Origin of the sequence: Sulfuriflexus mobilis (assembly GCF_003967195.1) — a bacterium.
GTDB lineage: Bacteria > Pseudomonadota > Gammaproteobacteria > AKS1 > AKS1 > Sulfuriflexus > Sulfuriflexus mobilis.
This window is the reverse complement of record NZ_AP018725.1, coordinates 1645449-1658341: the sequence shown is the minus strand read 5'-3', so window position 1 is coordinate 1658341 and position 12893 is coordinate 1645449. Positions and strand designations below refer to the sequence as shown.

The following is a 12893-nucleotide window of genomic DNA, read 5'->3' as shown; positions in this document are numbered from 1 at the left end:
AATTATTCTTTTGTGCCCAGCTGGATAGCATTGCTAACCAGACCATGAACACTACCAATCATATCCATCGGGAAGTTGTAATAGGGCAAGGTCTTCGTGAACTGACTCTTACAGATCGCACAGATCGCAGCAAGGTAGTTAACGTCATGCTCTCTTACAAGTTCGTCCAATGCCTGCATACGAGGCATTGCACCTTTAACACGAAGTTCCATGAGGTCATCGGTCAGCAAACCGCCGCCGCCGCCACAACAGAACGTGTTTTCGTGAATCGTTTCAGGCGCCATGTCATAGAAATGATTGACAGACGCCTTGATAACCTCGCGCGGCAGAATGAACTGACCACCTGGCATGTTACCCATGCGTGTTGCACGTGCCACGTTACAGGAATCGTGGAAGGTGACGCGGTGTTCGTCATTGGCTGACGGGTCGAGGTTTAGTGCGCCGCGCTTGATGAGGTCATGGGTGACCTCAATAATGTGCTGCGGCACAGGATAATTTGGATCGAGGAAGTCAAATGGACCCGCCAGCGTATTCCAGAAGGAGTAGGCAACACGCCAGGCATGGCCACATTCTCCTACAACAATACGCTTCACACCCAGGTCCAGTGCGGCCTTGCGAATTCGCAGGGCGACTTGCTTCATGTTGTCGTAACTGCCGATAAACATACCAAAGTTAGCGGCTTCAGAGGCATAGGAGCTCAGGGTCCAGTTGATACCTGCCTGGTGGAAAACCTTACCGTAACCGATAAGACCATCAATATGTGGTTCTGCGAAGAAGTCGGCAGAAGGGGTGACAACCAGTACGTCTGCGCCTTCTATATCAACCGGGTATTTAACCGCAACGCCGGTTTCCTCTTCGACGTCTTCTTCAAGACCTTCAAGCGTATCGACCAGGGCCGGTTCAGGCAGGCCGAGGTTGTTACCAATCTTATAAAGCTTGGCAATAATTTCATTACAGTATTTCTGGCCGACGCCAACGGTATCGAGAATCTCGCGGGCAGCCATGGAGATTTCAGCGGTATCGATACCGTAAGGGCAAAATACGGAACAACGACGGCACTGTGAACACTGGTGGAAATAGCTGTACCAGTCATCAAGCACTTCTTTGGTCAGGTCAACCGCACCGACCAGTTTCGGGAAGAACTTGCCGGCCAGGGTGAAGTAACGACGGTAAACCTTACGCAGCAGGTCCTGACGTGCCACGGGCATGTTCTTTGGATCGGCGGTGCCAAGGAAGTAATGACACTTATCAGTACAAGCACCACACTTCACGCATGAGTCAAGGTAAACCTTAAAAGAACGATACTTGTGTGTCAGGTCCTCCATTTTGTCGAGGGCGACCTGCTGCCAGTTGTCAACCAGTTCACCGGGGAAACCAAGTGGTTCCTGGTGCTCCGGCTTCGCAATAAATGGCGAACTGTGAGCCATCACGCCTTCCTGGATAGCAGGAATGACAGGGATGTCCTTTAGTTCTGGCGTATCAAATTTTGCTGCTGCCACGTTGTTGCTCTCCTAAATCTTTTACTTAACGCTTATTCAGCGTCTTTGGCCCAATCGGCAACGTGTCGAACTTCGCGAGGATTATCGACCTGATTACGTGTTGGGCTGAAGAACACGCCCGCTGCATGTAGCAGTTTGCTGAACGGGAAAATAATCATCAGCACAGCAACGAGCCCAAGGTGAACCATCAAAATAGGACTTTCTGGCATGGGCTGGAAATTAAATTCCATCAGGCCAATAGCAAAATTCTTAACACCGACGATGTCTGTGTGCGAGACAAACTTCATCAATAGACCGCTTGCCGCAATTCCAATCAGCAGCAGCAGCATCAGGTGATCAGACGGTGACGAAATGTAACGTACGCGATCAACCAGGAAACGACGCGCCCATAGACCAAACAGGCCGAGCAGCATAACGAAGCCGGCATAGATACCAAATGGTTGGATCAGGTTGACCCAGAACCAGGGGGTATCTGTAAAATAACGTAAGTGGCGCAGCAGCACCAACAACATACCGAAATGGAAGGCCCAACCAAACAGCCAGGTCCATTTCGTGGCCTTAAACAGGCTTTCAAATAATACGACCTCACGTGCCAGGCGATACGCTACGCCGGCCCGGGTGGTCGGTGCAGGTGTCGTCGCGATCTTCAGCGGGGCAGGGGTCTTCGCATACGTATAGATGCGATAGGCCAAACCAGCAACCAGAGTTACTGTGGCGACATAGAATAAAATACTATAGGCCAATGTCACAGACATCGATTAATACCTCATGGCGTAAGTAAGTGAGGCCGGGACAAGTCCCGGCCAAACCGGTATGCGAAGTCTTATACGCAGCCTGTTGGCTTTGGAAGACCAGCGTACTTACAAGCCTGCTTGGCAGGACCGTATGGGAACAGTTCGTACAGGTACTTGCTATTGCCCTTATCCTTGCCCAACTTCTTACCAATAGCCTTGGTCAGAACGCGAACAGCAGGGGCGATCTGGTATTCTTCGTAGTACTCACGCAGGAAGTTAATGACTTCCATGTGGGCATCTGTCAGCTCACAGTTGTCGAGTTCGGCCATGTGTGCGCCGATTTCTGATGTCCACTCACTGCGGTCAACCAGGTAACCTTCTTCATCAACCTCAATGCTCTTGCCACCAACTTCAATACTAGCCATTTTCTCTTCTCCCTAAATAGGATAAATAATAATTTGTGAACTCAATTAGAGCCACGATTGAACCTGACTGTGTTCGGCCGCCAGTTTGACAAACCCGGCATAGTCCACAAGCTCGATACCATCAATCACGCGACCCTTAATGCCACGGGCGTCAAGGTCTGCGCCCAAAGCATAAACTTTGACAGTCTTCATAGCTTCTTCAACCATGGCTGAAGATTTGGCACCACTAACGGCACCATAAACACCATCTTCGAGCAACAGAACTGAACTGCCTTCTTTCGCCATGCCGACGGCACGCTCAAGAGAATTCTTGTCAAAGGGTGATTTATTTACTGTGTGCAAAATTGCCATAACCAGTATCCCCTTAGAAATTAAACATGACAGCTGAACTATCGATGAGGTCGGCCATTTCAGCACGGCTGACAATGTTGATTGATGGCTTTTCAGCCCAATCATCATCTTCATCTTCATAGGTCAGATCCATCAGGTCTTCTAATGTCAGACCACGTTCATCGAGAGACTCTTTTTCAACGTAGATCTTGTTGATGTCGTAGTCACCGAGGGCCTTGTAGGTTGGCGCAAAGTTCTTTGTGCCTATGCCAGATGTGTCTTGCCCCTTGAGGATCTGGTAAACACCGTCATCCATAAACGCAACTCTAACGTCTTGCTCAAAGGCTGCACCGATAAGCACAACTTCTAATGATTCCAATGCGTAAACCGTGCCGTGAGGGGCTCTGCGATTTACATAGAGGAATTGTTTGACTATACCTTCTTCGCTCATTTCACATATTCCTCATTAATCAGTCGCCGAACACAAGCAGGCGGTCCGCCTGAATGCCGGCTTCGATGAGCTGACCAAGACCTGAAATGCGGAATCCTTCCTGGATATTATTGGCGTCCTTACCATTACGCTGTGCCTCACCCTCATCGGCGATGCCGCGGCGTTGAGCCGCAGCAACACAGAGGACGAGATCCAGGTCATGTTGTTTAGCCAGTTCTGCCCAGCGGTTAACAATGTGACGATCATCCTGGGGAGGAGTCGTCAGGCGTGTGCCATTGTTAACGCCATCGTGGTAGAAAAATACGCGCATGACTTCATGGCCGTTATCAATTGCAGCTTTCACAAAATGATAAGCGGAATCAGTTGCCTGATGCGTGTAAGGGCCTTCGTTGATCTGAATCGCAAACTTCATAGATTAATACCTTAGAAGCGGATATGCGCAGAAGCATTCAGACTGTGACGCGCACCTTTCCAGTTATCGACATGGAACTTGGTGAACGGCAGTTCAGTCAGCTCGAAGAAACGTGGCCAGCCAATACGCTCAACCCAGTCACCGGTACGTTCCCAATCCAGGGCATCCTTACGGTAGGCTTCCAGAATCGTCTTAACGATTGCAGCAGCTTCCGGCCAGCGCGGTGGATTGTTCGGTACGCCAGCAGCAACCAGCTTGTGGAACATGGGCTTGCTACGTGCGTTTGAGTGTTTACCACCCACCCAGATAGCCAGTTTGGTGAACTCGGAGTCGTTGATCTGCATTGGCGGACATGGCGGGAAACAAGCACCACAACAAATGCACTTTTTCTCATCAACTTCGAGAGAAGGCTTGCCATTAACCATGGCAGGACGAATAGCAGCAACCGGGCAACGCGCCACAACGGAAGGGCGTTCGCAGGCGTTAGCAACCAGATCGTGGTTAATCTTAGGTGGCTTGGTATGCTGAATGTTAATCGCGATATCGCCCTGGCCACCACAGTTAATCTGGCAGCAAGAAGTGGTGATGTGAACGCGGTTAGGCATTTTTTCAGTAACGAAGTCTTCATAGAGCTCGTCCATCAGCGCCTTAACAACACCAGAAGCGTCGGTGCCTGGAATATCACAGTGCAACCAACCCTGGGTGTGGGAGATCATGGTCACAGAAGGACCGGTACCACCAACCGGGTAACCGGCTTCTTCGATAGCAGCAATCAGTGGCTCAACCTTGGCTGGATCAGAAACGCAGATCTCCATGTTTGAGCGAATGGTGAAGTGAATGTAACCGTCACCAAACTTATCTGCGATATCGCAAAGCAGGTTGATTTCGTATGGGCCAAGTTGACGCTGGGTACCCAGACGTACTGACCAGATTTCGTCACCGCTCTTGGCAACGTGACGCAGAACACCCGGGCGCGGACGCTCGTGGTAAGCCCATGCACCAAAGTTTTTCTTCATTGACGGGTGCAGATATTGAAACCCGTCAGGACAACCGCTCTCAATTGGAAAACGTGGAGTATCAGACATAAAAGCCTCCAAATTCCTACTAAATTAGTTAAGTATTTCGTTAATATCTAATGATGGGGCCCGCATTAGTAGCGGGCCCTGTCACTGAATATGCTATGTGTTAACCGGCTTTACGCTGGTTCCACTTATCAGCTTCTTCTTCCCATGTGTCCATACGAACATAGGATGACTGACGTGCGCTGGCGATCATGTTCGGATCGACATCAACGCCGATGCCTTCCAGGAAGTTCACCAGGCCGATACGGTCGATCATCTCACCACAACGTTCGTGTTCAAGACCATTTTCAGCCCAGAAGTCGATGATTTCTTCGGCCAGCTCGGTGAGCTTTTCGTAATCTTCTTCTGTTTCCAGCTTCATGAATGGAACAAGAACGGTACCCATGAGGTCACCAATCTTCAGTGTGCGTTTACCACCGATGAGGATAGTGACGCCCTTGTCGTCGCCGACAGACAGGGCCTTGGTCATAACGTTGATACAATGCATGCAGCGTACGCAGTTGCGGTTATCAACACTAAGGGTGTCGTCGTCACCCAGCGACAAGGCGTTAGTCGGGCAACGTGTAATAACGTTGTCGATAACATACTTGCGACCCTTGTCAGCAACGAAGCTCTTCACTTCTTCCTGGTTGACCTTCATGTCATCGCGCCATGTACCGATAATGGCCATGTCAGCACGCTGAATGGAGTTCATGCAGTCATTCGGGCAACCTGAAACCTTGAACTTGAACTTGTAAGGCAGGGCAGGGCGGTGCATGTCGTCAATAAAGTTGTTCACCAACAGGCGGTGAATCTTCATTTCGTTTGCACAAGACTGTTCGCAACGTGCCGCACCAATACATGACATACCTGTACGTACACAAGGCCCGGCACCACCAAGGTCCCAGCCGTATGCATTAATGTCATCAAAGAAGTGCTGGGTGTTTTCAGTGTCGGTACCGATGAACATGATGTTACCGGTCTGACCGTGGAAGGCTACCAGGCCTGAACCCCACTTGCTCCATGATTCAGACAGCTGACGCAGCATGCCTGTGGTGTAGTGGTTACCTGCCGGTGGCTGTACACGAATGGTGTGGAATTCTTTACATTCCGGGAACAGCGGCTTGTGGTCAGGCCCCATGAGCTCGGTGAAGCGAGGAATGATGCCGCCGCCGTAACCGAATACAGAAACGGTGCCGCCTTTCCAGTAACCCAGACGAGTGTTGTATGAATGCTCAAGCTGGCCAAGCAGATCGACAACCATGTTGCCAAACTTCTCTTCCATTGCAAGACGCTTCAGACCTGTAACAAAGCTTGGCCACGGACCTTTCTCGAGTTCGTCGAGGTTAGGAGTGCTGTGGAAGTCTTTGCTGGACTTTTTGTCCTTAGGCAGGAACGTATGATGACGTTCAGGATTCTTAGGTGTATCAGCCATTTTTGGATTTCCTCCTGTAGAGCTTCCACCTCGCGGTGTATAGCCACAGTTTATTTTCAAAACAAAACTTACAAGTTGAGATGCCGACTGCCTCTGTTCTGTCACGAGTAATCAATATGTGGATTACTTCACAGAACAAATCAACACCCCTGTGTTTGATGTTGCGACATTCTACCGATGTCCCACCACAACAAAACCTTTCTTTGGGGGTGTATAAATTCTCTTATACCCCTCCCAAAGGGGATATAGATAAGACGCAAGATTTTATATGCAAGGTCACGTCCCAGCAAATAAAATCCTTTAATCCCCAGCGCAACCACTATTAAATAAGGTAAATAGGGTCATTATTTAGCATCGATGCTGCGTATCTCCCTTCCGGGGGCTTTCCTGCGAGCGCATTTTTTACTACAGTGCGCAGCCTCTGTCAAAAAGTCGATGAAATTGCTTGGTCTTGGCAGATGTTATCGCGGGGCTAATAACATTACTCTATATAGATGGGTGACATAGATGGGATCACGTGGGCAGCACAGGGTATTTCGAAGGTCATGACAAGCACTGCCGACAATCCTTTTGAGCTGGGCAATGATAGCCGCTATCAACAGTGGCGCGCGCAAAAGCTTGCCAGCCGGCCACGTTCGGCTGAAGACTTGCTGCTCGAGATCGATGACCCCAGGTCCCTTAGCGAGGCGGAGATAACCTTAATACGCAGTCGACTTAATATCTGTAACATGCTGATATATAAAAGCAAGCTAGGCTGCCTTGAAGACAAGGATATCCCGCGTAAGCTGGGCCAGCAACTGGGCCTGGCAGGCCTGGATCCGAACATGCTCGCCGATGATGATGGCATCACCTCGCTGACCGTCGTCGAGGGCAAAAATAAAAGGGGCTATATCCCGTATTCCGATAAACGCCTGCTCTGGCACACCGACGGCTATTATAATGCCTCCGCACAGCAGATCCGTGCCTTTATCCTGCATTGTGTCAGACCGGCCGTGGAGGGCGGCGAAAATGCCTTACTGGACCCGGAAATGGTTTACTTACGTCTGCGTGATGAGAACCCGGACTATATCAAGGCCCTCATGCACCCCGAGGCCATGACCATTCCGGCGAACACGGAATCCGGCGCGGAAACCCGCCCTGCACAAACCGGGCCGGTCTTCTCCCTTGATCCAGCGACAGGTCGCCTCCATATGCGTTATACGGCGCGGACTCGCAGTATTGTCTGGCGTGATGATGAGATGACGCGTAAGGCACTGGCTGCATTGGAAAAACTGTTGTCAGATGAGAACCCAGACGTGTTTCATTACCGCCTCGGGGCCGGAGAGGGTGTGTTGAGCAATAATGTATTGCATAACCGCACTGCCTTCAGGCAGGGAGAGACCGAGGCAGAACAACGTCTATTGTATCGGGCCCGTTATTACGCGCGGATTTCTACTAATTGATTGAAAAAGGACATTGATGATGCTCTACCTGAGTGAAGTATTGATGCAGAACCATGACCTGCAGCGGTTCGAAGAGCTGATTAAGGTCATTGAGGAAAAGGCCCGTACCAGCGGCGAGATCCATTTTGATATGGATGTAAAGCCGACCTACCCGGATACCCCTGAAAATTGGGAAGACCGTCTCGAAGGGGCCTTTGCCGGTATTTACTCGGTGACTCGCTAACAAGTATTCACATTAGGAATATCCTGTAATATTATGAAATATATAAAGACTGAAGAGATCAGAGATGCCGATGATGCCGATGATGCGGCACAACCAACCGGGCTTTTAGAGGCCCGCTTGCAGGAGCTGCAGGATCAGATCATCGAGCTGCCTGCCGGTTACGACCCCCTGGAAAAGGCCGAATTGCAGCTACAGGCCTCGGCCGTACTGGTCGACCTCGAACGTGGCGAAGAGGGTTTTGACCTGGCGCGTGAGGCCTTTGATACCTTCAAGGAACGCGAAAGCTGGGATGGTGCCGTTCAGGCCTGTAACAACATGTTCATGGCCGATCAGCCCATGTCATTACCGGCACTCGGCCAGGGGATCTGGCTCGGTGTGACCTTCCCGGATGTTGAACCGGAGTTGACCGTGGCCTTATTGCAACACGTGGTCAATGAAACCCCGGCTGATTCCGATGGGGCCGCCCTGGCCGCAGCGGTGGCGCACTACATTGCCGATATCCGTACCAAGGGCAAAAAACACGAAGACCTGACTTTTTTCACCAACTCGCTACTTGCCACGGTGGCACGTCGGCATAGCAACGTTGAGAGCCAGGAGCAGTTTGCGGCGTGGTTCCAGCGCATGGAACTGGGCGAACCGGAAAAATTTCTCGGCCGCATGCGTAACGTCATCGATGTGCTTGTCCAGGACGACTGGTGGGTGGATCGTGAGGCGATCTGGGCCAAATTGCCGGTAAACTGATATGTATTGGCAGGAAGACAATGAACCGAACAAGACCGCTAATGGTGACGCGGTTGTGGATCTGGTTTACAAGATCCGTTGTCGTTGTCTGCCGGTTGATCATGCGCATGCCCTGTCTGTAGCCTTATTAGAGCACTTGCCCTGGTTGAAGGACACCAGGGGTGCCGGTATGCATCCCATCCACATTCCCGAGACCGGTAACGGCTGGATGCGCCCGGAGGGCGAGGATGAATTGCTGCATCTGTCTCGGCGTACCAAGCTGATGCTGCGTGCGCCGGTGGGGCATGTCGAGTCTGCGGCCGGCTTGGCCGGCAAGACCCTGCAGGTGTCCGGTCATGAACTGGAGGTATTGAGCATGGAACAACGTCCCTTGCATGCTCTGGAAACCTTGTTTTCGCTCTATAATGTCATTGAGGACGGCATGGACGAAGAGGCCTTTATGCGCAGTGTGGCCGAGGAGCTGTCCGCCATAGGTGTGAAACCGCGAAAGATGTTGCCGGGCAAGGGGCGCAGTATGCGTACTGGCGAAGGCAAATTAAACACTTCAAGCTTGATGATCGCCGAGCTGAAACCGGAAGAATCGCTGAAGATTCAGCATCACGGTATTGGCAAGCACCAGCACATGGGTTGCGGCCTGTTCATCCCGCAAAAGGGTATTGCCGAGGTACACGAGATTCTGGAGTAGAAATCCGGAGTAATTTAAAGCGCGTGGATAAATTGCCCTTATGGGTGGAGAAATCTGAATTTTCCGGTACAATTCACGCAAATTTTTTCATCGTAAGTAAACTTGTAATAGAGGACTTAGTACTATGGCCTACGAAGTTGGTGGTAAGACCATTGAAACCGATGCAGACGGTTACCTGGTAGATGCAAACGATTGGACTGAAGATCTGATCAAGGTGATTGCTGACGCCGATGGACTTGAAATGACGGAGCGACATATGGACGTCGTTAAATACTTGCGTGATGAGCACGTTAATAATGGTGGTAATGAGCCGAATGAACGTACGATTCTTAAAGCTATGAGTAAACTATGGGGCGATAAGGTTACATCTAAAACGATGTATGAAATGTTTCCTGGTATGCCTTCCAAACAGGGTCGTAAGTTTGCCGGCCTGCCTAAGAGTACGCGTAAGGGCGGTTACTAGACAACGCTAGAGGTTACGTTACGTAATCGGGTTGTTTTAAGAAAAGGCTGTCTTAATGACAGCCTTTTCTGTATTAACGGAAATAAACCCAGTATGGCCATGAGTGATACAGCTTACACATTGCGCGAACTAAAACCGCATAGCTTTATCTACGAGGTAGAGAATGCTTTGCCCGCGTCACTGTGCGACGAGATGGTGGCGCGTTTTGAAGCCAACCCCGAGCAGCAGCACGATGGTCGTATCGGCCAGGGTGAAGGCCTCGAGCAATCGATTAAACGCTCCACCGACCTGCGCATCAGTGGTCGTGATGACTGGAAAGATGTCGATCAGGCATTGTTTCAGTCGCTGGGCAAGGCCATTAGCGCATTGGCCGCCGAGTATCCTTTCTTTGCCGTGAACCGCATGCGTGACATGGGTTACCAGTTACAGCGCACTAACGAAGGTGAGTTTTACCACTGGCACATCGATGGTGGTCCGGGTGAGTTCAGCCAGCGCCAGCTCGTCGCGATCTGGTATTTGAACGATGTAGCGGGTCCGGGCGGCACTACCGACTTTGCCGTGCAGGATGTCAGCGTGCAACCACAACGTGGCAAGCTGGTGCTGTTCCCGCCATTCTGGACGCATATCCATCGCAACGCGACGCTGGAAAAGGGTATGAAGTATATCGCCACTACCTGGGTGAGCTTCGCGTAATCACGCGAAGGCAGTGATAATGTTATGAGCGCGGCTTTAATCGCTGTTCTGACCGTGGTCTGCATGCTGACTTATGCCTTTGAGATCACCTTTGGCCTGGCGGGCACGATCATGATGATCACCATTATGAGTTTTTTTATCGATGCCAAGACTCTCGTGATCTATTCGCTGCTGCCACAGGTACTGGTCGGCACGATTGCCCTGACCCGTTCGGAACGCACGGTGGAACTGCGTTTTCTCGCTGGCATGGTAGGTTTTGCGGCGCTCGGCTCATTAGCGGGCTTTTATGTGTTTTATAATATCTCCAGCGAGTTGTTTCAGGTATTACTCGCTACGGTGATTACCTTATCGGGCACTTACCTTGTGATGGCGCCGGGCAAGCTGAAGATAGGTGCTATCAGTGGCCGGGTCCTCGATACCGCGGCGGGTACCTCGATGGCCCTGTTTGGTATCAGTGGGCCGATCGCAATGACGCGGCTGATGGGTACGTTTGACAGAAAAATTTTAATCCGTAATTACGCATTGGCGTTTTTTCTGTCCATGAACCTCGTGCGCGCGGTGGGCTATATCAGTAATGGCACCATCACCGGTGAAATAGGCCGTGTAATGTTGATCAGTGCGCCATTCCTCATTGTGAGCCTGTGGTATGCCAACCACCTGCATCACAAGGTCAATGACACGGTCTTCAAGCGTGTCGTGGCATGGGTGATTTTGCTTGGTGGTATTTCAATGTTTTACACCGCCAGCCGCTAAGTGTGAACACTTTTTACGTATAATGGTAAAAACAGGAAACAACATGACTGACTTTATACAAGTAGCCACACTCGATGATGTCGCCCCCGGCAAGATGTTTCGCGTCGAACTTGATGGTAGACGTATCTTGTTGGCGAACACCAATGGTACGATTTATGCCTGTGATGAAATGTGTACGCATGAAGACTTTTCATTGGCACTGGGCGCATTGCAAGGCGATTGTCTGAAATGTTCATTACACGGCAGTCGTTTCGATTTAAAGACCGGCAAGGCACTTGATGAGCCTGCCGAAGAAGACCTGGCTGTGTACCCGGTCAAGGTCGAAGACAACAGCATTTTTGTGGCGATCGGTTAACGTAATTAAACAAGCAGCCCAGCGCTAACCTTAAGAAACAGGAGTAAATAATGAGCGATAACAGCACCCAGGTCGCACAAGACAAGGCCCTGATGCATTCAATTATCCAGCGCGTTGCCACCGGCCCCGAGTTGAGTAAGGATATTTCACAGGATGAGGCGCGTGGTGGTATGCGTGCCATCCTCGATGGCCACATCGACCCGGTCCAGGCGGGGATCTTCCTGATCGGTCTGCGCATGAAACGTGAAACCCCGGATGAAAATCGCGGCGTCCTCGATGGCATTATCGACTGCACCGAACGTGTTACCGCCGAGGTGGATGAACTCGTCGATATCGGCGACCCCTATGACGGCTATAACCGCACGCTGCCGGCCTCACCGTTCCTGCCTGCCGTCATGGCCGCTTGTGGCATCCCGGCCGTCTCGCACGGTATGGAAACGGTGAGCCCAAAATTTGGTGTCACCCATCGCCAGGTCATGCGTGCCGCCGGCAAGGACGATTCCTTGAGTCCGCAACAGGCTGCTACGCAGATCGCCAATAAAGACATCGGCTGGGCCTATGTTGATCAAAGCCAGTTCTGCCCGAAGCTGAATGCCCTGACCGACTTTCGCACACTCGTGATTAAACGTCCGACCATTACCACGGTTGAAACCGAGACTATGCCGATCCGCGCCAGGGGCAAGACCCACCATGTCTGCGGTTACGTACATAAACCCTACCCACCCGTGTATGCCATGCTCGCCGCGCACTCCGGCTTTGATAGCGCGCTACTCGTGCGCGGTATTGAGGGCGGGGTGATCCCATCGCTGCGCCAGACCGGCAAGATCATCAGTTATGAAGGTGAAACCGAGGTACGCAGTGCTGAAGTCGAACCGAAGGATCTCGGCATTGAGCAGGAGTTGCGCGCCGTGCCGATCCCGGCTGACCTGCCGCGCAAGCCAGGCAGTAACGATGAAGTCGAGGCGCCATTCCTGTCAGAGGCCGTGGCCAAGGCCGCCGTTGAGGCGGGTCTTGCCGCATTGGCTGGCGAGAAGGGCATTACCTATGATGCACTCGTTTATGGTGGTGCCAACATACTCTGGCACCTGAAACGTTACGAGACACTTGCCGAATGCGCCGATGCCGTGCGTGCCGTACTCGATTCCGGTGAGGCCCTAAAACGCTTTAATGCCTCGGTATAAGGGACATCGT

At 51.4% G+C, this 12893-nt stretch carries 17 protein-coding genes; 9 read left to right on the top strand and 8 right to left on the bottom strand.

Annotated features, from left to right (window positions below; genetic code table 11):
* Nucleotides 1-2: 2 nt before the first annotated feature.
* The 8 genes from dsrK to dsrA all read right to left on the bottom strand — a co-directional run bounded on the left by dsrK (nucleotide 3) and on the right by dsrA (nucleotide 6347).
* A complete protein-coding gene (gene dsrK / locus EL386_RS08215) occupies nucleotides 3-1499 on the bottom strand; it encodes a sulfate reduction electron transfer complex DsrMKJOP subunit DsrK (RefSeq protein WP_232020178.1) in 1497 nt (498 codons plus the stop codon).
* A 32-nt stretch (nucleotides 1500-1531) separates the two neighbouring features.
* A complete protein-coding gene (locus tag EL386_RS08210) occupies nucleotides 1532-2254 on the bottom strand; it encodes a respiratory nitrate reductase subunit gamma (protein WP_126455171.1) in 723 nt (240 codons plus the stop codon).
* A 68-nt stretch (nucleotides 2255-2322) separates the two neighbouring features.
* On the bottom strand, nucleotides 2323-2658 hold the full coding sequence (locus tag EL386_RS08205) for a TusE/DsrC/DsvC family sulfur relay protein (RefSeq protein ID WP_126455169.1): 336 nt from the start codon (nucleotides 2656-2658) through the stop codon (nucleotides 2323-2325).
* 45 nt (nucleotides 2659-2703) lie between these two features.
* Nucleotides 2704-3009 carry a sulfurtransferase complex subunit TusB gene (tusB, locus tag EL386_RS08200; protein WP_172597668.1) on the bottom strand — a complete coding sequence of 102 codons (306 nt, stop codon included), beginning with the start codon at nucleotides 3007-3009 and terminating at the stop codon, nucleotides 2704-2706.
* A gap of 13 nt (nucleotides 3010-3022) precedes the next feature.
* Entirely contained in the window at nucleotides 3023-3439 is a 417-nt protein-coding gene (gene tusC / locus EL386_RS08195) for a sulfurtransferase complex subunit TusC (protein ID WP_126455166.1), read from the bottom strand.
* A gap of 19 nt (nucleotides 3440-3458) precedes the next feature.
* A complete protein-coding gene (tusD, locus tag EL386_RS08190; RefSeq protein WP_126455164.1) occupies nucleotides 3459-3851 on the bottom strand; it encodes a sulfurtransferase complex subunit TusD in 393 nt (130 codons plus the stop codon).
* An 11-nt stretch (nucleotides 3852-3862) separates the two neighbouring features.
* Complete coding sequence (dsrB, locus tag EL386_RS08185) at nucleotides 3863-4936, bottom strand: dissimilatory-type sulfite reductase subunit beta (RefSeq protein WP_126455162.1); 1074 nt, start codon at nucleotides 4934-4936, stop codon at nucleotides 3863-3865.
* A 100-nt stretch (nucleotides 4937-5036) separates the two neighbouring features.
* Nucleotides 5037-6347 (bottom strand): dissimilatory-type sulfite reductase subunit alpha, encoded by a 1311-nt coding sequence (gene dsrA / locus EL386_RS08180; protein ID WP_126455161.1) that lies wholly within the window; start codon nucleotides 6345-6347, stop codon nucleotides 5037-5039.
* Nucleotides 6348-6892: 545 nt separating this feature from the next.
* Between dsrA and EL386_RS08175 the strand changes: the two genes are divergently transcribed.
* The 9 genes from EL386_RS08175 (at nucleotide 6893) to EL386_RS08135 (ending at nucleotide 12883) form a co-directional block, all read left to right on the top strand.
* A complete protein-coding gene (locus EL386_RS08175; protein WP_126455158.1) occupies nucleotides 6893-7789 on the top strand; it encodes a TauD/TfdA family dioxygenase in 897 nt (298 codons plus the stop codon).
* Between the two features lie 16 nt (nucleotides 7790-7805).
* A complete protein-coding gene (locus tag EL386_RS08170) occupies nucleotides 7806-8012 on the top strand; it encodes a sulfur relay protein DsrC (RefSeq protein ID WP_420856715.1) in 207 nt (68 codons plus the stop codon).
* A 33-nt stretch (nucleotides 8013-8045) separates the two neighbouring features.
* The gene (locus tag EL386_RS08165) at nucleotides 8046-8753 is read left to right on the top strand and encodes a hypothetical protein (RefSeq protein WP_126455156.1); all 708 of its coding nucleotides are present in this window, start codon (nucleotides 8046-8048) and stop codon (nucleotides 8751-8753) included.
* Nucleotide 8754: 1 nt separating this feature from the next.
* A complete protein-coding gene (cas6, locus tag EL386_RS08160; protein WP_126455154.1) occupies nucleotides 8755-9438 on the top strand; it encodes a type I-MYXAN CRISPR-associated protein Cas6/Cmx6 in 684 nt (227 codons plus the stop codon).
* A gap of 124 nt (nucleotides 9439-9562) precedes the next feature.
* The gene (locus EL386_RS08155; RefSeq protein WP_126455152.1) at nucleotides 9563-9901 is read left to right on the top strand and encodes a TusE/DsrC/DsvC family sulfur relay protein; all 339 of its coding nucleotides are present in this window, start codon (nucleotides 9563-9565) and stop codon (nucleotides 9899-9901) included.
* Nucleotides 9902-10000: 99 nt separating this feature from the next.
* Nucleotides 10001-10594, top strand: a complete 594-nt coding sequence (locus EL386_RS08150; RefSeq protein WP_232020177.1) for a 2OG-Fe(II) oxygenase family protein — start codon at nucleotides 10001-10003, stop codon at nucleotides 10592-10594.
* Between the two features lie 24 nt (nucleotides 10595-10618).
* Nucleotides 10619-11347, top strand: coding sequence for a sulfite exporter TauE/SafE family protein (locus EL386_RS08145; RefSeq protein ID WP_126455148.1), 729 nt, complete (start codon nucleotides 10619-10621; stop codon nucleotides 11345-11347).
* A 43-nt stretch (nucleotides 11348-11390) separates the two neighbouring features.
* Nucleotides 11391-11702, top strand: a complete 312-nt coding sequence (locus EL386_RS08140) for a Rieske (2Fe-2S) protein (RefSeq protein ID WP_126455146.1) — start codon at nucleotides 11391-11393, stop codon at nucleotides 11700-11702.
* Between the two features lie 50 nt (nucleotides 11703-11752).
* Nucleotides 11753-12883: an anthranilate phosphoribosyltransferase gene (locus EL386_RS08135; protein ID WP_126455144.1), complete on the top strand. Its 1131-nt coding sequence runs from the start codon at nucleotides 11753-11755 to the stop codon at nucleotides 12881-12883.
* Nucleotides 12884-12893: the final 10 nt, after the last annotated feature.

What these genes read in the sequence shown, in the direction of transcription:
- EL386_RS08210 (WP_126455171.1), bottom strand. Translation starts at nt 2,254, where the DNA reads ATGTCTGTGACATTGGCCTATAGTATTTTATTCTATGTCGCCACAGTA.
- EL386_RS08205 (WP_126455169.1), bottom strand. Translation starts at nt 2,658, where the DNA reads ATGGCTAGTATTGAAGTTGGTGGCAAGAGCATTGAGGTTGATGAAGAA.
- tusB (WP_172597668.1), bottom strand. Translation starts at nt 3,009, where the DNA reads ATGGCAATTTTGCACACAGTAAATAAATCACCCTTTGACAAGAATTCT.
- tusC (WP_126455166.1), bottom strand. Translation starts at nt 3,439, where the DNA reads ATGAGCGAAGAAGGTATAGTCAAACAATTCCTCTATGTAAATCGCAGA.
- tusD (WP_126455164.1), bottom strand. Translation starts at nt 3,851, where the DNA reads ATGAAGTTTGCGATTCAGATCAACGAAGGCCCTTACACGCATCAGGCA.
- dsrB (WP_126455162.1), bottom strand. Translation starts at nt 4,936, where the DNA reads ATGTCTGATACTCCACGTTTTCCAATTGAGAGCGGTTGTCCTGACGGG.
- dsrA (WP_126455161.1), bottom strand. Translation starts at nt 6,347, where the DNA reads ATGGCTGATACACCTAAGAATCCTGAACGTCATCATACGTTCCTGCCT.
- EL386_RS08175 (WP_126455158.1), top strand. Translation starts at nt 6,893, where the DNA reads ATGACAAGCACTGCCGACAATCCTTTTGAGCTGGGCAATGATAGCCGC.
- EL386_RS08170 (WP_420856715.1), top strand. Translation starts at nt 7,806, where the DNA reads ATGATGCTCTACCTGAGTGAAGTATTGATGCAGAACCATGACCTGCAG.
- EL386_RS08165 (WP_126455156.1), top strand. Translation starts at nt 8,046, where the DNA reads ATGAAATATATAAAGACTGAAGAGATCAGAGATGCCGATGATGCCGAT.
- cas6 (WP_126455154.1), top strand. Translation starts at nt 8,755, where the DNA reads ATGTATTGGCAGGAAGACAATGAACCGAACAAGACCGCTAATGGTGAC.
- EL386_RS08155 (WP_126455152.1), top strand. Translation starts at nt 9,563, where the DNA reads ATGGCCTACGAAGTTGGTGGTAAGACCATTGAAACCGATGCAGACGGT.
- EL386_RS08150 (WP_232020177.1), top strand. Translation starts at nt 10,001, where the DNA reads ATGAGTGATACAGCTTACACATTGCGCGAACTAAAACCGCATAGCTTT.
- EL386_RS08145 (WP_126455148.1), top strand. Translation starts at nt 10,619, where the DNA reads ATGAGCGCGGCTTTAATCGCTGTTCTGACCGTGGTCTGCATGCTGACT.
- EL386_RS08140 (WP_126455146.1), top strand. Translation starts at nt 11,391, where the DNA reads ATGACTGACTTTATACAAGTAGCCACACTCGATGATGTCGCCCCCGGC.
- EL386_RS08135 (WP_126455144.1), top strand. Translation starts at nt 11,753, where the DNA reads ATGAGCGATAACAGCACCCAGGTCGCACAAGACAAGGCCCTGATGCAT.